At 66.5% G+C, this 16,848-nt stretch carries 15 protein-coding genes; 2 read left to right on the top strand and 13 right to left on the bottom strand.

Annotation, left to right across the window (positions count from 1 at the left end):
* Nucleotides 1-95: 95 nt before the first annotated feature.
* The 3 genes from OLX02_RS06715 to OLX02_RS06705 form a co-directional block, all read right to left on the bottom strand.
* Nucleotides 96-1,088, bottom strand: coding sequence for a winged helix DNA-binding protein (locus OLX02_RS06715; RefSeq protein WP_264421359.1), 993 nt, complete (start codon nucleotides 1,086-1,088; stop codon nucleotides 96-98).
* Nucleotides 1,089-1,174: 86 nt separating this feature from the next.
* Nucleotides 1,175-1,681, bottom strand: coding sequence for a L,D-transpeptidase family protein (locus OLX02_RS06710; protein ID WP_264421358.1), 507 nt, complete (start codon nucleotides 1,679-1,681; stop codon nucleotides 1,175-1,177).
* 5 nt (nucleotides 1,682-1,686) lie between these two features.
* Nucleotides 1,687-2,976 carry an adenylosuccinate synthase gene (locus OLX02_RS06705; protein ID WP_264421355.1) on the bottom strand — a complete coding sequence of 430 codons (1,290 nt, stop codon included), beginning with the start codon at nucleotides 2,974-2,976 and terminating at the stop codon, nucleotides 1,687-1,689.
* Between the two features lie 226 nt (nucleotides 2,977-3,202).
* Here OLX02_RS06705 and OLX02_RS06700 point away from each other — a divergent pair, with 226 nt between their 5' ends.
* On the top strand, nucleotides 3,203-3,931 hold the full coding sequence (locus OLX02_RS06700; protein ID WP_264421353.1) for a hypothetical protein: 729 nt from the start codon (nucleotides 3,203-3,205) through the stop codon (nucleotides 3,929-3,931).
* Nucleotides 3,932-3,948: 17 nt separating this feature from the next.
* Here OLX02_RS06700 and OLX02_RS06695 read toward each other — a convergent pair whose 3' ends face one another.
* From OLX02_RS06695 to OLX02_RS06685, 3 genes are all read right to left on the bottom strand, one after another.
* Entirely contained in the window at nucleotides 3,949-5,076 is a 1,128-nt protein-coding gene (locus OLX02_RS06695; RefSeq protein WP_264421352.1) for an ATP phosphoribosyltransferase regulatory subunit, read from the bottom strand.
* 73 nt (nucleotides 5,077-5,149) lie between these two features.
* A complete protein-coding gene (gene serA, locus OLX02_RS06690; protein ID WP_264421351.1) occupies nucleotides 5,150-6,733 on the bottom strand; it encodes a phosphoglycerate dehydrogenase in 1,584 nt (527 codons plus the stop codon).
* Between the two features lie 114 nt (nucleotides 6,734-6,847).
* Entirely contained in the window at nucleotides 6,848-7,972 is a 1,125-nt protein-coding gene (locus tag OLX02_RS06685; RefSeq protein ID WP_264421349.1) for a phosphoserine transaminase, read from the bottom strand.
* Nucleotides 7,973-8,233: 261 nt separating this feature from the next.
* On the opposite strand from OLX02_RS06685, the gene OLX02_RS06680 reads away from it, so the two are divergent.
* Nucleotides 8,234-8,908: an extensin family protein gene (locus OLX02_RS06680; protein ID WP_264421347.1), complete on the top strand. Its 675-nt coding sequence runs from the start codon at nucleotides 8,234-8,236 to the stop codon at nucleotides 8,906-8,908.
* An 80-nt stretch (nucleotides 8,909-8,988) separates the two neighbouring features.
* Here the strand turns inward: OLX02_RS06680 and OLX02_RS06675 are convergent, their stop codons facing one another.
* From OLX02_RS06675 to OLX02_RS06645, 7 genes are all read right to left on the bottom strand, one after another.
* Nucleotides 8,989-9,672: a response regulator transcription factor gene (locus OLX02_RS06675; protein WP_264421345.1), complete on the bottom strand. Its 684-nt coding sequence runs from the start codon at nucleotides 9,670-9,672 to the stop codon at nucleotides 8,989-8,991.
* A 207-nt stretch (nucleotides 9,673-9,879) separates the two neighbouring features.
* Nucleotides 9,880-10,647 carry a proteasome-type protease gene (locus OLX02_RS06670; RefSeq protein ID WP_264421344.1) on the bottom strand — a complete coding sequence of 256 codons (768 nt, stop codon included), beginning with the start codon at nucleotides 10,645-10,647 and terminating at the stop codon, nucleotides 9,880-9,882.
* Between the two features lie 79 nt (nucleotides 10,648-10,726).
* On the bottom strand, nucleotides 10,727-11,539 hold the full coding sequence (locus tag OLX02_RS06665; protein WP_264421342.1) for a transglutaminase family protein: 813 nt from the start codon (nucleotides 11,537-11,539) through the stop codon (nucleotides 10,727-10,729).
* A 15-nt stretch (nucleotides 11,540-11,554) separates the two neighbouring features.
* Nucleotides 11,555-12,502, bottom strand: a complete 948-nt coding sequence (locus OLX02_RS06660) for an alpha-E domain-containing protein (RefSeq protein ID WP_264421340.1) — start codon at nucleotides 12,500-12,502, stop codon at nucleotides 11,555-11,557.
* Nucleotides 12,503-12,518: 16 nt separating this feature from the next.
* Nucleotides 12,519-13,952, bottom strand: coding sequence for a circularly permuted type 2 ATP-grasp protein (locus OLX02_RS06655; RefSeq protein WP_264421338.1), 1,434 nt, complete (start codon nucleotides 13,950-13,952; stop codon nucleotides 12,519-12,521).
* A gap of 108 nt (nucleotides 13,953-14,060) precedes the next feature.
* The gene (locus OLX02_RS06650; RefSeq protein ID WP_264421336.1) at nucleotides 14,061-14,873 is read right to left on the bottom strand and encodes an alpha/beta hydrolase; all 813 of its coding nucleotides are present in this window, start codon (nucleotides 14,871-14,873) and stop codon (nucleotides 14,061-14,063) included.
* A gap of 106 nt (nucleotides 14,874-14,979) precedes the next feature.
* A complete protein-coding gene (locus tag OLX02_RS06645; protein WP_264421335.1) occupies nucleotides 14,980-16,701 on the bottom strand; it encodes a hypothetical protein in 1,722 nt (573 codons plus the stop codon).
* Nucleotides 16,702-16,848: the final 147 nt, after the last annotated feature.

Here is a 16,848-nt window from a genome sequence, read left to right as displayed (position 1 = left end):
GCAGGCACGATCACTTAACGGCAGCGCACATTGCTTTATTCCCCGGCCGATTCAAAATACCGGGATGGTTTTTCATCCGAACCGGACTTTCCGCATCAGACCAGCGCTGACGCGGTCGCGGCCAGTTCGGCAAAATAACGGGCCATCGCGTCTGCCGCCTTGTCGGACAGGGTGATGAAGGCGCGGCGGCGGTCTGTCTCGTCATCGACGCGCTGGAGCAGGCCGGCATCGGTCATCTGACCGATCCAGCGCAGCGCCGTGGTAGGCGGGACACCCGAGGCGATGCATAGCGACGTGACCGAGACGCGCACGTGCTCCGCCCGCGCAGCCGTCAGATCAAGCAGCATGTCCCACGCCGGATCAGCAAAGAGATCGCCACCGAAAAAGCGGCCCCGCAACTGGCGCTGGCGGATCACCCGGCGCACGAGACGCGGATCGGGCAAGGCCGGCCGGGCCGCGCGAACGAGCCGATCGCCCGGCTCCTCCATCCGCGTATCGTCTCCATGCCCGTCGAAACGAAAAGCCGAGGCATCGGGCGAGACGACATTGCTGCCCGACGACAAGGCTTCCAGCTTCTGGGCGATCTGGGTGACCTGATCGGTCAGCCGCAGCAGCGAGAGGCGGTCGTCCTCCGACAGTTCACGCACGCGGTTGCCAAGACGGGCAATCACGCGGCCGAGCGCAATCACCCGTTCGGCCCGACTGGGGCTGACGAGGATTTGCGCGTCAGACTGATCAAGGCAACCGAACACATCGTCGAGCGAGCCTATACTGGTCGAGACCACCAGATGCGCGAGCCCTTTCGCGGCATGAATATCCAGCTGCGACAGTGCGGCCAGCTGGGCGCCTTCCACGACGGGGCAATCGACAAGGACAAGATCGCCCGCCGGTGCCCCATCACCGCCAAGGAGCCGCTCGAAGTCCGCGGTCTGCGCCACGCGCAGCCCTGCCGCCGCCGCATCCTCGGCCATTTCCGCGCGCAGATAGCCGCGATCCGCAAAGATCGAGACGGCCAGCGCTCCAAGGCCACGCCCCCCGCCTCCGGTCTCGCCAGGTTGGAAATCGAAAGGCGCTGCGGCCTGCCCCATGATTCTGTTCGCTCCGTATTTGCACGTAATGCGAACAAGAGTAGAACAAGGCCGCCGGGGTCAACCGACAATACCTCGATTTTGGATCAAGGTTTGATGTCGATCGGCGTGCCGTCGGCAACCATCGACCATATTTCCTCGATCTGCTCGTTGCTTAAGGCGATGCAGCCATCGGTCCAGTCGCCCGGCATCCGCTGCCCTTGAAAGCCGTTGGGCTGGCCGTGGATGAAGATCAGTCCGCCGGGGCTGCGGCCCCGCGCGTGCGCGAAGGCCACGTCGCGCGAATCCGGATAGGAGATATGCAACGAGAGGTGATAGGCGCTGTCCGCATTGCCATAGTCGATGACATAGCGGCCTTCCGGGGTGCGTTCATCGCCCTCGAAGCGCTTCGGACCTGCGGGCGCATCGCCCAGTTGGATGCCCGAATAGGTCCGCATGGCATGGCCGGCGCTGTCGAACAGTGTCAGGCGCCGGGCTGCCTTTTCGATCAGGACCGAGCCGGCCGCGGGCGGCTCTGCCTGGCCGGGATCGACCGACGCCGCTGCTCCGTCCGCCGCCAGCACAAGGCCGAGGGGAAGGAGCAGGCGGCGCATGGCCGTCAGTCGACGAACGGGTCGCGCACGAGGATCGTGTCCTCGCGTTCGGGCGAGGTGCTGACCAGCGCCACCGGCGTCTCGATCAGTTCCTGCACGCGCTGGATATACTTGATCGCCTGCGCCGGCAGATCGGCCCAGGACCGCGCGCCCGCGGTGGTCCCCACCCAGCCGTCCATTTCCTCGTAGATCGGCTCGACCGCTGCCTGGTCGGCGGCATGGCTGGGGAAATAGTCCAGCACCTTGCCGCGCAGGCGGTAGCCGGTGCAGATCTTCACCTTGTCGAAGCCGTCGAGCACGTCGAGCTTGGTCAGCGCGATGCCGGTGACGCCCGAAATCGCGCAGGACTGGCGCACCAGCACCGCGTCGAACCAGCCGCAGCGGCGCTTGCGCCCGGTCACGGTGCCGAATTCGTGGCCGCGCTCGCCCAGCCGCTGGCCCGTCTCATCCTCCAGCTCGGTCGGGAACGGTCCCGAACCGACGCGGGTGGTGTACGCCTTGACGATGCCAAGCACGAAGCCGGTCGAATTGGGGCCAAGCCCCGAGCCGGACGCCGCCGTGCCCGAAACGGTGTTCGACGACGTGACGAACGGATACGTGCCGTGATCGACATCGAGCAGCACGCCCTGCGCGCCCTCGAACAGGATGCGGGCGCCGGCCTTGCGCACCTTGTTCAGGCGCATCCATACTGGCTGCGCGAACTGGAGCACGTAAGGCGCAATGTCCTTCAGCTCGGCGATCAGCGCGGCGCGATCAACCGGCGGCTGGCCGAAACCGGCGCGCAGCGCATCGTGGTGCGCGCAAAGACGATCGAGCTGCGCATCGAGCGCATCGAGGTGGGCCAGATCGCAAACGCGGATCGCGCGGCGGCCGACCTTGTCTTCATAGGCGGGGCCGATGCCGCGCCCGGTGGTGCCGATCTTGCCCGCGCCGGCGGCCTGTTCACGCAGGCCATCAAGGTCCCGATGCAGCGGCAGAATCAGCGGGCAATTGTCGGCAATGGCGAAGTTTTCGGCATTGATCTCCACGCCCTGCGCGGTCAGCTTTTCGATTTCCGCCTTGAGCGCCCAGGGATCGAGCACGACGCCGTTGCCGATGATCGACAGCGTGCCCGTGACGATGCCCGAGGGCAGCAGCGAAAGCTTGTAGACATGTTCGCCCACGACGAGCGTGTGGCCGGCATTGTGGCCGCCCTGAAAGCGCACCACGGCATCGGCACGGCTGGCGAGCCAGTCGACGATCTTGCCTTTGCCTTCATCGCCCCACTGGGCGCCGATCACGGTTACGTTGGCCATGCTTATACTCCACCACCCTGCCCAGGCGGATCCGGTGACGCCCTTCGACAGGACTCGGCGAAACGGATGGAACGGGAGGCGCCCGAAAGCGCCCGCTTTGCGGTGCGCGCCGTAGGGTGAGAGAGGCGCGCAAGTCAAGGGCGGGCCGACTTTGTCCATCGCCGCCACAGGACGTTTGCGTTAGGTTCGGTGCCGATCGGGACGATTTCCCGGCGGGGGCACGAACATGGCGAGGGACACCGGCGCACCAAGGCCGCACACGCGCTTCTTCACCCGTTCCGCGATGGTGATGCTGGTGTGCGTGGTGCTGAGCTTTCCGCTGACGTATTACGCGCCGCTCGTCTCCGGCAGCCGGCGGTTTTCACCGTTCCACCACATCCACGGCCTGCCGTTCTTCGCGTGGATCGGCCTCTATGCCTGGCAGACGCAGCTGGTCGCGCAGGGGCGCACCGCGCGACATCGCGAACTGGGGCTGGCGGGCGTTGCGCTTTCGGCAATGATGCTGCCGCTGGGCGCGATCATGGCAATCGTGGCCATCCGGCGAAGGATCGCGGCGGGCGATTCCCATCCGTTCGACGTGACGTTCTACAACGTGGTCGACATCGCGCTGTTCTCGGCAATGATGACCGCCGCATTTGCCGGCGTCACCCGCCATCCCGACTGGCATCGCCGGTTCACGTTCGCCGCCGCGCTGTGTCTGGTGGGGCCGGCCGTATCGCGCTGGGTCCTGCTGCTCCCCGCGGCGTTCCCACTATCGGACATGGCGCCCAACCTTCTGGCAGACCTGTTCCTGATTGCGCTGGCAGTCCACGACAGGCGCGAGCGTGGGCGGGTGCGTCCGGCCACGCTGTGGGCCGCTGCGGCGCTGGTGCCGATCCATATCGCGTCGCCATGGATCGCGAGCAGCGACTGGTGGCGCGCGCTCGCGCCCGGCCTGTTGCACCTGACCGGGTAACGCCCCGCGCCGGCCGTTCAGAGCCTGACCGGCTCGCTGCCTTCCAGCCGATGCGTGCAGCCAAGGCTTTCCGCGTTGTCCGCCTCGTTCAGCGCCGCCACCGTCCGCCAGCCGATCGAGCGCAGACGCGCAGCGGTCTCGCGATCGTGGCCGAGCGGCAGGAACACGCGGTCCTCGTTCCCCTCGTTCGCGGCGAGCAGGCCGATCAGGGCATCGGGATAGAGCGAAAAACCGGTCGCGACTTCGCCTTCGCCGCCGGCTGTGCCCGCAATGCGATAAGTGCCGCCCCGGCCCAGCGCGCCGCGCACGCCATCGGCATAGAGCATGAAGCCGAACCACGACTGGTATTCGAAACCGTGGCGTTCGGTGGGATCGAGCGTCAGGCGCGCCTTGCCGCCCAGCGCCGCGGCAATCTCGCGCAGCGCAGCGATGCGCCCGGCCAGAACGCCGCCGGCGTCGATCGCGGCCAGCTTCTCGATCGCGCTGTCGAAATCGCCGGTGGCATAGAGCAACGGCACGTAAGCCGCGCCGCCGGCATCGACCAGCCCGCCGGCATCCTTGGTATCAAGTTCACGGCGCACGCCCTCGATCCGGCTTGCGTCGAGCGGCAGCGCCTTGGCCGCCAGCGTATCGACCAGGTCGGGCAGCGTGAAATCGACGCTCACGCCCGTCGCGCCGGCCGCGTGCAGCGCCTCGATCGCGATGGACAGGATTTCGGTCGCGGCGGCGACATTGTCGCTGCCGATCAGTTCGGCACCGCACTGGAGCTTCTCGCGCGCGGGATCGAGCCCGTCGCCCTTGATGGTGAGAACCTGGCCCGCATACATCAGGCGCAGCGGGCGGGCCGCCTCGGCCAGCCGGGTCTGCGCGATGCGGCCGATCTGCGGGGTATAGTCGCTGCGCAGCGCCATCATCCGCAGCGACGACGGATCGACGAAGCGGAACATCCGGCGAGACTGGATACCAGCCATGCGGCTCGCCAGGCTGCGCTCGAATTCGATCATCGGCGGCAGCACACGGTCATAGCCGTGGCCGTGCATCACGTCCTGGATGGCGCGCATGGCGCGGGTCGTGGTGGCGGCTTCGCGCGGGAGGCGGTCTTCAAGCCCCTCGGGCAGCAGGTCGGCGTCGCTGGTGTCGGTCATGGTGATTCGCCCCCTACCCGCTCGCCCCCCACTTGTCGAAGGGGGAGCGAGCGAGCCGGGAACTATCAGGCGATCAGAACTTCAGCGCCTTGACGGTGCGGACGCCGGCCACGTCGCGCGCCTGCTTCAGCACGTCTTCGGTCACCGGGCTGTCGACCGAGAGCAGCAGCACCGCTTCGCCGCCGGCTTCGCGGCGACCGAGGTGGAAGGTGCCGATGTTGATGCCGGCCTGGCCGAGGATCGTGCCGATCGAGCCGATGAAGCCCGGTGCGTCGGAGTTGACGATGTAGAGCATGTCGCCGTCGAGGTCGGCTTCAATGCCGATGCCGAAGATCTCGACCAGACGCGGTTGGCCGTTGCCGAACAGCGTCCCCGCGACCGAGCGATCACCCTGCGCGGTGCCCACGGTGACGCGCACCAGCGTGCGGTATTCGCCTTCGCGGTCGTGGCGCACTTCGCGCACGTCCAGCCCGCGCTCCTTGGCCAGGAAGGGCGCGTTGACCATGTTCACGGTCTGCGAATACTGCTTCATCAGGCCCGCCAGAACCGCGCCGGTGATCGGCTTCTGGTTGAGCTGCGCCGCTGCACCTTCGACCTCGATCGAGATCTTGGTCAGGTTGTCGTGCGCGAGCTGGCCGACCAGGCTGCCCAGCTTTTCCGCCAGCGCCATATAGGGCTTCAGCTTCGGCGCTTCCTCAGCCGACAGCGACGGCATGTTGAGCGCGTTGGTAACGCCGCCGGTGACGAGGAAGTCCGCCATCTGCTCGGCCACCTGCAGCGCCACGTTGACCTGCGCTTCGGTGGTCGAGGCGCCGAGGTGCGGCGTGCAGATGAAGTTGGGCGTGCCGAACAGCGGCGAATCCTTCGCCGGCTCGGTCTCGAACACGTCGAGCGCTGCCCCGGCGATGTGCCCCGAATCCAGCCCGTCCTTGAGCGCAGCCTCATCCACCAGGCCGCCACGTGCGCAGTTGATGATGCGGACGCCCTTCTTGGTCTTGGCCAGGTTTTCGCGGCTCAGGATGTTGCGCGTCTCGCTGGTGAGCGGGGTGTGCAGCGTGATGAAGTCCGCCTTGGCGAGCAGCGTTTCGAGATCGGCCTTTTCCACGCCCATTTCGATCGCGCGTTCCGGGGTGAGGAACGGATCGTAAGCGACGACCTTCATCTTCAGGCCCAGCGCGCGGCTGGCGACAATCGAGCCAATGTTGCCCGCGCCGATCAGGCCGAGGGTCTTGCCGGTGACTTCAACGCCCATGAAGCCGTTCTTGGGCCACAGGCCCGCCTGGGTCTGCGCGTTGGCTTCCGGGATCTGGCGCGCCAGCGCGAACATCAGCGCGATGGCGTGTTCGGCGGTGGTGATCGAATTGCCGAACGGGGTGTTCATCACCACCACGCCCTGCGCCGAAGCGGCCGGAATATCGACGTTGTCGACGCCGATGCCGGCGCGGCCGATGACCTTGAGGTTCTTCGCCGCGGCGAGGATTTCCTTGGTCACCTTGGTCGAGGAACGGATGGCGAGGCCATCATAGTCGCCGATGCGCGCAATCAGCTGTTCCGGGGTTTCGCCGGTGATCACGTCGACATCGCAGCCGCTCTCTTCGAAGATGCGCGCGGCGTTGGGGTCCATCTTGTCGGAAATGAGAACCTTGGGCTTGGTCATGGGACGTTTCCCTTGTGCTGCACGGGTGCGCTGGCTTGTGCCATCCTGCGCGCGCCCGGCCGTGAATTCATGGTGGAGAAGGACGCTCCCCGCACGACGGCGGGGAGGACCGGATCAGGCCTTGAGCGAAGCCCAGGCGTAGTCGAGCCAGGGACCGAGCGCCTCGATATCGGCGGTTTCGACCGTGGCGCCGCACCAGATGCGCAGACCCGCCGGGGCATCGCGGTAACCCGCGATGTCATAGGCCGCGCCTTCCTTTTCCAGCAGGCCGGCGAAGGCCTTGATGAAATCGGCATCGGCGCCTTCGACGGTGAGGCAGACCGAGGTCTTCGAGCGGATGCCGCTGTCGACCGCGAGGTGGCCAAGCCAGTCGCGTTCGGCGACGATCTTGTCGAGCGCGTGGGCGTTGGCGGCGCAGCGCGCCTTCAGGCCTTCCAGCCCGCCGACCGACTTCGACCATTCGAGCGCGAAGATCGCGTCCTCGACGGCCAGCATCGACGGAGTGTTGATCGTCTCGCCCTTGAACACGCCTTCGGCCAGCTTGCCCTTGGACACGAGGCGGAAGACCTTCGGCAGCGGCCAGCTCGGGGTGTATTCCTCAAGCCGCTGCACGGCGCGGGGGCCAAGGATCAGCACGCCGTGGCCGCCTTCGCCGCCCAGCACCTTCTGCCAGGAGAAGGTGGCGACGTCGATCTTGTCCCACGGAATGTCATAGGCGAACACGGCGCTGGTCGCGTCGGCGAAGGACAGGCCCTCGCGGTCGTCGGGGATCCATTCGCCATCGGGAACGCGCACGCCCGAGGTGGTGCCGTTCCAGGTGAACAGCACGTCGTCGGCCCAGTCGATCTTGTCGAGGTCGGGCAGCTGGCCGTAATCGGCGCGCACGACGGTCGGTTCGAGCTTGAGCTGCTTGACTGCGTCCGTAACCCAGCCTTCGCCGAAGCTTTCCCAGGCCAGCGCCGTCACGCCGCGAGCGCCGAGCATGGTCCACATCGCCATTTCGAACGCGCCGGTGTCGGAACCGGGGACGATGCCGATGCGGTGCGTGTCGGGCAGCTGCAACACTTCGCGCATCAGGTCGATGCAGTACTGAAGGCGCTGCTTGCCGATCTTGGCGCGGTGCGAGCGGCCAAGCGATGCGGTCTGGAGCTTGTCGGTGGAGTATCCGGGCGGCTTGGCGCAGGGGCCCGAGGAAAAGAACGGGCGCGCCGGCTTCGCGGCGGGAACTTGGACAGTCATGTATTCTCTCCTTGCAGAGAGCTCGCGCGGCGTTGGGACCGCGTGGCCCGCCGCCGGCCCTAGCGGCGGTGCGCACGTTGTCAACCGCGCGTATCCGTGCGAATCCGCGCATCAGCCAATTGGTGAGGGTTTGTGCGGGTCTAGCCGTGCGATAATTTTTCGGCGGCGCGCGGCATGACCCTCCGGGGGGAGGCGAATCGCCATGAACAGCTCGCCGCGCCAGTTACGTTTCGTTAACCAAGTCGGCGCAGGGTAGCAGGCATGAAATGGCCGGCCCTGCCCCTGCTGCTGACTGCCACGCTCGCCGCCGCCCTTGCCGGCTGCGTCGATGCGCCCGAGCCGGCGCGGCGCGGTCCTTCGCGCACCAGCCTTGGCACCATGACCCAGCGTCCCGACGCACGCGCCTGCCTTGCCAACCTGGGCCGCAGCGACGCGGCTTTCACGCCGCTGCCCGACCAGTATTTCGGCGCGGGCTGCTCGACGCTCAATGTGGTGCGGCTGAACTACCTGAGGAGCGACGACAGCCGGCTGCAACTGTCGAACCTCGGTCCGGTCACCTGCCCGCTGGCCAGTGCGCTGTCAGGCTGGGCGCGGTTCGGCGTGGACCGGGCGGCGCGGCAGATCCTGGGCAGTCCGCTGGCGCGGATCGAGACGATGGGCAGCTACTCATGCCGGACGGTGGCCGGCACCAGCCGGATGTCAGCGCACGCAACGGCCGATGCCATCGACATCGGCGGCTTCCTGCTGGCCGACGGCCGCCGGATCAACGTGCTGCGCGACTGGGACAGCGACTCCCCCCAGATCCGCGCTTTCCTGCGGACGGTGCGCGACAGCGGCTGCAAGCGCTTCGCCACGGTGCTTTCGCCGGAATACAATCCCGCGCATCGCGACCATTTGCACCTGGAAGTCGGACAGGGCCGGCCCTTCTGCCGGTGACGGAATAGGCAGCCCTGGGATCAGGCTGCCCCCAATCAGGCTGGACCCGATCAGGCTGGACCCGATCAGGCTGGCCCCGATCAGGCTGCCACGTCGTCTAGCCCCGTCGCTTCGATGCGCAGGCGCACCGCTTCGGCGGCGTGGCGCGCGCCCAGCTTGCCCATCATCTTCATGCGGTGGATTTCCACCGTGCGCGGGCTGATTTCCAGATCGCGTGCGATGGCCTTGTTGCTGCAACCTTCGGCAAGACGGTCCAGCACTTCGCGTTCCCGCAGCGACAGGCGGGCGATCCGCTGACGCGCTTCGGCGGCGCGGGCGCGCTGGGCGCGGTGCGTCTCTGCTTCGCGCGCGGCGCGAGCGATGGCTTCGTTGAGGGGGGCGATCTGGGTGGGCACGCCCAGGTAATCGAGCGCACCGGCCTTGATCGCGGTGACCACCGCGTGGGTTTCAGGCACTTCCGCGACGGCGATGACCGGCAGCCAGTGCCCGGCGCGCATCATGGCGCCGATCAGCGCTGCGATGCCTTCGCCAGTGGGTTCATCGTGCGCCAGCACCAGGCCGGTCGACGGAGCGTGGGAGAGCAGCTCTTCCGCGTTCGCGTAGATTTCGGCGTGATGCCCCGCTGCGAAAGCGAGACGAGCGAGTTGGGCCCGGCGGGCGCTGTCGCTATCGAGGATGTGGAGTGTGACACGTTCGACCATGTCGAGAACTAAGCCATCGACCGGCGCCGCAGTGCCATCCGGGTTGCCTTCGTTCTGAACCAAAGGTTTGCCCCGTAGGGCCATTCCTAAAGCATTTCCCTTAGGAGATTTTCGTCCGAAACGGATTGTGTTTCCAGACAACGTTTGCGCAAGGGGCGGGTGTTCCTGTTCCATGCAGGAAATATGAGCCTCTCCGCCTCTCGCAGCGGTTACCGTTTATGCTCTATTTCTTAACCACTTAGCGCAGGTGATTCGCCTAAGGCGAAATACCTACTCCAAGGGCGCGGCGGCGGGGCTGGGGTCCTCGAAGGTATAATCGGGCAGCGAGTGGAACGCTTGCCGCAAAGCCTCGCTCCAGCTTGACGAGATCGACTTGAAGTAGGGGTCGGTGGCGAGGATCCGCTTTTGGTGCAGCGGCTGGAAGCCGTCGCGCTCGATCACCATCAGATCAAGCGGCAAGCCCACCGAAAGGTTCGCCGCCAGCGTGGAATCGAACGAGACCATCATGAGCTTCACCGCGTCCTCGAACGACATGGTCTTGTCGTAGCCGCGCAGCAGGATCGGGCGGCCATACTTGGTCTCGCCAATCTGGAAGAACGGCGTGTCGAAGCTCGCCTCGATGAAATTGCCTTCGGGATAGACCAGGAACAGGCGCGGCTCCATGTCGCGGATCTGCCCCGCCACGATGATCGAGGCGGAGAAGCGTGGCCCCTCGCTTTGCATCCCGCCGTCCTGCCGGCCTTCGATCACGTCACGCAGCAAGCGGCCGACCTGCGTCGCCACCTGGAACATCGTCGGTGCTTCGAGAATGGAGGGGCGTCGCTCGCCGGGCGCCTTGTTGCGTTCCTCCAGCTGGCTGACCACCGCCTGCGTTGTGGCCAGATTGCCCGCGGTCATGATCGTGATGATCCGCTCGCCCGGCTCCGACCAGCTGAACATCTTGCGGAACACCGAGATGTTGTCGACGCCGGAATTGGTGCGCGTGTCGCTCATCAGGACAAGGCCCCGGTCGAGCACCATTCCCACACAATACGTCATTATGATCCCCGGACATTCCTGCAACGGCGAGCCAGGAGACCGGCCCGGCCGAATCCCCGCTGCCTGTCAGCGCTGGCGGTTATTGTTCCACACGCTGTTGTTCCACGGCAAGCTTCACGTGCATTGTCTCGTCCCGCGCGCCGGTGCGGATGCCCGTGATCGGCGCCGCATCGCGGTAATCGCGCCCCGTCGCCACGCGCACGTATCGCACGTCCGGGCAGATGCCGTTCGAGACGTCGAAGCCGACCCAGCCCAGTCCCTCGACCATCGCCTCGGCCCAGGCATGGCCGGCATTCTGCTCGACCCGGTCGTTCATCATCAGATAGCCGCTGACGTAGCGCGCCGGGATGCCCAGCAAGCGCGCCGCACCGATGAATACGTGGGCATGATCCTGGCACACGCCCCGTCCATCGGCGAGCGCAGCTTCGGCAGTCGTCGCCGCGTCGGTGTAGCCCAGTTCATAGGCGATCGTTTCGCGCACCAGCGACGACAGCGCGTGCAGCTTGGTCAGCGCATCGCCCGTGCTGTCCAGGCTGGCGGCCAGCGCGCGCAGGCGCGGCCCCGGCGCGGTCAAGTCGGTCTGCTGGAGAAAGTGCCAGCGCGGCAGGTAACCGGCGTGGCGCCCGATGATCCCCGCCACATCCGACGTTTCGACCACGCCTTCGCAGCGGATGGTCACTTCGGTCGTTCCCGGCTCGAACGAGATCAGCGTAACGTGGTTGGAGTTCTCGTCATCGTACTCCACTTCGCAGCGCGCGCCGTCCAGGTGGATAGCCCACTCCAGCACGCTCTGCCCCGCGCTTTCCTTGGGCTTCAGCCGCAACCGCTGCTGCCCGCGCGAGACCGGGCCGGAAAAGCGGTAGTGCGTGGTATGGTCGATCGCGAGGCGCATGGCGGCGGGCCTTCCCTACTCGATGAACCGGTAGTCGCGCTGGATCTGCTGCGCGAGACGGGTGTTGCAGGCGATAAAGTCGCCAATGAACTGATGGAGGCCCTGCTCAAAGATGGCCTCGATCGTGATCGTGTGCAGCTTGCTCGCCGCATCGCGCAGAATCTCGTGGCTGGCCATCTCGCCGCCGTATTCACGCGCGAGATGCGCGAGGTTCGACTGGAGTTCGGCGTAGCAGAACGCAAGGCTGCGCGGGAAACGGCCGTCGAGCACAAGGAATTCCGCAATGCCGCGCGCTTCCATCCGCCCGGCATTAAGCCAGCGATAAGCACGCTCGCCCGCCAGCGAACGCAGCACGTTTTCCCACTGCACGTTGTCGAGACTGGAGCCGACATAGGAAATGCTGGGCAGCAGCACGTAGTATTTCACATCGAGAATGCGCGCGGTGCTGTCGGCGCGTTCGACGAACGTGCCCATCCGCGCGAAATTGTAGATGTCGTTGCGCAGCATGGTGCCATCCATCGCCCCGCGCACTTGTGTCGCCTGGCGGCGGATCGTGTCGATCACGTCGCCCAGCCGCGTCTCGCTCACCGGCCGGGCGAGCAGGTCGCGCAGCCGCATCCAGCTTTCGTTGACGGTTTCCCACACCTCGCGCGTGATGCCGGTGCGGACCATGCGCGCATTGGTGCGCGCCTGCTCGGTCATCGCCAGCACGTTGCCGGGATTGTCCTTGTCGCGCAGGATGAAGTTGAACACCTGCGGGCCACCATATTCGCGCCCGAACTTGGCTTCGTAGGCCTTTTGCAGGCCAAGCGTGACCACCACCGAACGCCACTCGTCGCTGGCGTCCCTGGAATCGCGAGTCAGGGCCATGCGGAATCCCGCCTCGATCAGCCGCGCGGTGTTCTCCGCGCGCTCAAGGTAGCGGAACAGCCAGAAAATGCCGTTTGCGGAGCGTCCTAGCATCAGCGTTCCTTCCGCATCAGTCGTCCAGCACCCAGCTGTCCTTGGTGCCCCCGCCCTGCGACGAGTTCACCACCAGCGATCCCTTCTTGAGCGCCACGCGCGTCAGACCGCCCGGCGTGATGTCGATCCCGTTGGGGCTGACCAGCACGAAGGGGCGAAGATCGACGTGGCGCGGCGCGAGGCCGGCCTTGGTCAGGATCGGCACGGTGGACAGCGAAAGCGTGGGCTGCGCGATGTAGTTGTCGGGCCGGGCGCGCAGCTTGGCCGAGAAGGCCGCGATTTCCTTCTTCGACGAGGTTGGCCCGATCAGCATCCCATAGCCGCCCGAACCGTGGACTTCCTTCACGACAAGGTCGGCCAGGTTGTCGAGCACGTACTTCAGCGCATCGGGCTCCGAGCAGCGCCAGGTCGGCACGTTCTGCAGGATCGGCTTCTCGCCGGTGTAGAACTCGACGATTTCCGGCATGAAACTGTAGATCGCCTTGTCGTCGGCGATGCCGGTGCCGGGGGCGTTGGCGATGGTCACGCCGCCCGCGCGGTAGACGTCCATGATGCCCGAGACGCCCAGCACGCTGTCGGCATTGAACGTCAGCGGATCGAGGTATTCGTCATCCACCCGGCGATAGATCACGTCGATCGACTTCCACCCGCGCGTGGTGCGCATGGCAATGCGTCCGTTCTCGACGCGCAGGTCGCTGCCCTCGACCAGTTCCGCGCCCATCTGGTCGGCCAGGAACGCGTGTTCGAAATAGGCGGAGTTGTAGATGCCGGGCGTCAGCACCGCGACCACCGGCTTGTGCCCGCGCGCGGCCGGGGGCGCGCATGCTGCCAGACTGCGCGCAAGCCGCCGGGGATAGTCCGAAACCTCGCGCACCCGCACACGGGTGAACAGTTCCGGGAACATCGCCATCATCGTCTCGCGGTTCTCCAGCATATAGGAGACGCCGGACGGCGTGCGGGCGTTGTCCTCCAGAACCATGAAATCGTCCTCGCCCGTGCGGACGAGATCGATGCCGACAATGTGGGTGTAGACCCCGCCCGGCGGGGTGAAGCCTGCCATCTGCGGCAGGAACGCGGCATTGCGTTCGAGCAATCGCTCGGGCAGCCGGCCCGACCGGACGATCTCCTGCCGGTGATAGAGATCGTGGAGGAAGGCATTGAGCGCGCGAACGCGCTGCTCGATCCCGCGTGAGAGCTTGCGCCACTGGTGCGCGGTGATGATGCGCGGCACCATGTCGAACGGGATCAACCGCTCTTCCGCATCCTCTGCGCCATAGACGTTGAAAGTAATGCCGGTGCGCCGGAAAAATGCTTCGGCTTCGCTGCCCTTGCGCTTCAGCAAACCGGGCGGTTGCTCCTCGAACCACTTGCAGTAACCGTTGTAGGCAGCGCGCGCCGCGCCGTCGGCATCATGCATCTCGTCATAGGACGAGGGCGAGGAGTTGGTCATAGGCACATCCCGTCTGGACCTCATTGCTCGCACACGAATCAGTGTCCGACAAGCGCCTATGCTGCACCTGCGAAATATTTTGTCAGTTCACCGTAAATAAGGTGGGGATCAAAGCGTGGCGACCAGCCGCAACAATGTGTCCGCCACCGCGGGATGCGCCGCGAAACCGAGATGCGTGCACCGCAGGGCCACGGCGAGATCCCGCTCCCCCTTGCGCCCGCAAGCCGAGCGCGGCGAGACGATCCCGTCGCGCGGGCTCCACAGCGCCACGGTGGGCACGGGCGGCTTTTGGGAGAAGGTGAGGCCCACCGGCGGCTCATCCACGCTGTGCCCGGCAATCAGCTGATACGCGCGCCATGCATTGTTTGCCCTGCGGTCGCCCGAAAACGGCGACCCCATCGTCACCACCATGGCCACCGCCTCGGGATGGCGATGCGCGACCTCGCGCGCGAACAGCCCGCCAAGGCTCCAGCCCACCAGCACGATCGGCTCGCCCTCGCGGCGCGCCATCGTCACCACGCGTTCGCACAAACGGTCGAAGCGATCCGCCGTGGGACCGAAGTTGAAGCCCAGCCCCCAGTCGGACACGCGGTGCCCCGCGCCATCGAGCGCCTTGCGAAGCGCGCCCATCCGCGCCGGGTGCGTGCCGAAGCCGGGCAGCAGCATGACCGGGCGCGACGTGACGGCCGGCCCGGCCGAAGGTGGCTGCGAGTTGGCCGCACGGCGCGCCTGCCACTGCTCGATCGGCGTCTTCAGTTCCGCCAGCAACCGGGCCAGCGCAGGGCCGCGTGCGGTGGAGGGACGAGGCTGGAAGGCCAAGGCATGGCGGCGCAGGACCTCACGGCGAACCGCATCCAGCCGCGCCCCGGCGTCGCGCAAGGCTGCCGCGCCGTGCCAATCCTGTTCGATCCATGCCGCCATCGCTTCACTCCTGCAGGCCGAAGCCCTGAGCCCATGCCAGCGCTCAACGCCAGCACTGCCGCAAAGTTTCACAAAAGTGTCATGAACCTGGGATGGCGCGAAAGGATCAGGGCGTGCCCGTCACGATGTATACCGGCCGCTGGCCCAGCGTGACGAACGACGTGCTGGCGGGGCGGCAATTGCCCATCCAGTCGCAGAGGCGCGCGCCCGCGCGGACCGGCCAGCGAGACCCGGCCTGCCCGGCTGCAGGCTGACTGTTGGCGGGCGTGCCATAGTCCCACACCGCATCGACCGTCATTCCGCCGCGCACGAAGCGGTAGCCGTTCTGCGTGCCGGTCAGCCCGGCCAGCCGCCCCCGCCCGTCGCTCCCGTCGAGCAGCTGGGTCATTGCCGCATAGGCCGGCACCAGCGGCTTGGGGCCAAGGCGATCGGTGCCATAAGGCATCGCGCCGTTGAGGTTGAAGAAGAAGCCCTGCGTATCGCGGCCCTTGCCGTGAGGGCCGTTCGCAGCCACCCAATAGTCGGCAACGTAGAAACCCACGTCCAGCAACGCGCCGTGCCCCAGCATCATCAGCGTCTTGTGGAGATCCTCGGTCGCCTTGCCGATCAGGCCATCACGGTCGCTATCGGCGCCATGTTCCGTGCCGAGGAACGGAATCCCCTGCCCGTCGGGAATGGCGGCAAGCTGCCTTTCCAGTTCGCGCGGCATCCCGAAGCGTTCCGCCGGCACCCCGCCGGGATAGGGATGGAGCGCGAAGGCATCGATGTAGCGGCGCAGGCCCGCGTCCCACAATTGCCCAAGCTGACGAGTCGATTCAGGTTGGGGAAACAACGTCGGCCCCGCGACAAGTGCGTTGGGGTCAACGCGGTGGATCACATCGTGGACCAACCGATAGAATGTGACGAGATCCTCCGCCGATCCACCGAAACACCATTTCTGCTCCGGCTCCCACGTGATCTGGTAGATGCGCGGGGACTGGTCCGGGTAATCGGCCACGAAGATCCTCGCCAGTTGCTCGGCATAGGCCGGAAACGCCTTCTGCCCCTCCGGTCCCAGCGCGCCCGCCTGCTTGCACACCGTGCCCTCGGATCCGGGCCTTACCGCCCATTCCGGCAGGTTGTTCGAACCAACGATGGCGATCGGATAGACGTTCCAAGGCTTGCCGTCGTACGAGGGCGCGCCGGCGGATGCGGCCAGCACCGATCGCCGCCCGTTTGCCGGGCCGGGTTGCTCCGCCATTGGCAAGCCCGGCGAGAGCGGCGTCCTGCGGGTCCAGCTTCCTGCACCAAGAACATATCGCACGCCCAGCCAGGGCAACACGCTGACCTTGCGGTTGAAGCCGCCCTGCAATCCGAAACGCGACCGCGCCGCGCCGAAATCCCGCCGAAGCGCGGGATCGGGCAGCACGCCATACGTCACGATACCATCCGGGCGCGTCCCCTCGCCCATGATGGTCGAACCATCCGGCAACCGGGCCGATACCGCGTAGTATCCCAGGCGGGGATGCGGGGCGGCATAGGTCGCGTGGGCCTCTCCGGCCGCATCCGCCCGCAAGGGCAGGCTGGCGGAGGCAATCTGCCTGTCGGCATCATCGCGCACCACCAGCGCCAGCGATGTCGCCTGGCCGGGCGCGAGCCCGGTGACGTCGAAATTCACCGCCACAGGCTCGCCCGGCGCATAGAGCGAATAGCTGGGGCGATCGGTCTCCGCCGCGATCTGCGGTCCGTTGCGCGCATTGCCGCGGTCCGACAGCGCCGGAGCGAGCACCGTGGAAGCGCTCGCCGAACCGAGCATGGTCAGTGTCAACAACAGGCCGGGCAAGCGCATGGGGACCTCGTTTCTTCTACGAACCATCGCTTCGCGGCGCGAACGATGGTTCCACGTGTCCCCTGCCGGCGCACCCTAGTCCCGCCAGCCGCGCTTGCCAACCGGCGCGCGTGGCAACGCACGCGGGCATTGCGGAACGCATAAAGA

Source organism: Novosphingobium sp. KCTC 2891 (assembly GCF_025938155.1).
GTDB lineage: Bacteria > Pseudomonadota > Alphaproteobacteria > Sphingomonadales > Sphingomonadaceae > Novosphingobium.
Note: the sequence above shows the minus strand (reverse complement) of the source record. Positions and strands in the feature narration are given on the sequence as shown.

Coding starts and splice junctions, on each gene's coding strand:
- OLX02_RS06710 (WP_264421358.1), bottom strand. CDS start 1,681: ATGCGCCGCCTGCTCCTTCCCCTCGGCCTTGTGCTGGCGGCGGACGGA.
- OLX02_RS06700 (WP_264421353.1), top strand. CDS start 3,203: ATGGCGAGGGACACCGGCGCACCAAGGCCGCACACGCGCTTCTTCACC.
- OLX02_RS06670 (WP_264421344.1), bottom strand. CDS start 10,647: ATGACGTATTGTGTGGGAATGGTGCTCGACCGGGGCCTTGTCCTGATG.
- OLX02_RS06645 (WP_264421335.1), bottom strand. CDS start 16,701: ATGCGCTTGCCCGGCCTGTTGTTGACACTGACCATGCTCGGTTCGGCG.
- OLX02_RS06680 (WP_264421347.1), top strand. CDS start 8,234: ATGAAATGGCCGGCCCTGCCCCTGCTGCTGACTGCCACGCTCGCCGCC.
- OLX02_RS06715 (WP_264421359.1), bottom strand. CDS start 1,088: ATGGGGCAGGCCGCAGCGCCTTTCGATTTCCAACCTGGCGAGACCGGA.
- OLX02_RS06650 (WP_264421336.1), bottom strand. CDS start 14,873: ATGGCGGCATGGATCGAACAGGATTGGCACGGCGCGGCAGCCTTGCGC.
- serA (WP_264421351.1), bottom strand. CDS start 6,733: ATGACCAAGCCCAAGGTTCTCATTTCCGACAAGATGGACCCCAACGCC.
- OLX02_RS06695 (WP_264421352.1), bottom strand. CDS start 5,076: ATGACCGACACCAGCGACGCCGACCTGCTGCCCGAGGGGCTTGAAGAC.
- OLX02_RS06655 (WP_264421338.1), bottom strand. CDS start 13,952: ATGACCAACTCCTCGCCCTCGTCCTATGACGAGATGCATGATGCCGAC.
- OLX02_RS06685 (WP_264421349.1), bottom strand. CDS start 7,972: ATGACTGTCCAAGTTCCCGCCGCGAAGCCGGCGCGCCCGTTCTTTTCC.
- OLX02_RS06705 (WP_264421355.1), bottom strand. CDS start 2,976: ATGGCCAACGTAACCGTGATCGGCGCCCAGTGGGGCGATGAAGGCAAA.
- OLX02_RS06665 (WP_264421342.1), bottom strand. CDS start 11,539: ATGCGCCTCGCGATCGACCATACCACGCACTACCGCTTTTCCGGCCCG.
- OLX02_RS06660 (WP_264421340.1), bottom strand. CDS start 12,502: ATGCTAGGACGCTCCGCAAACGGCATTTTCTGGCTGTTCCGCTACCTT.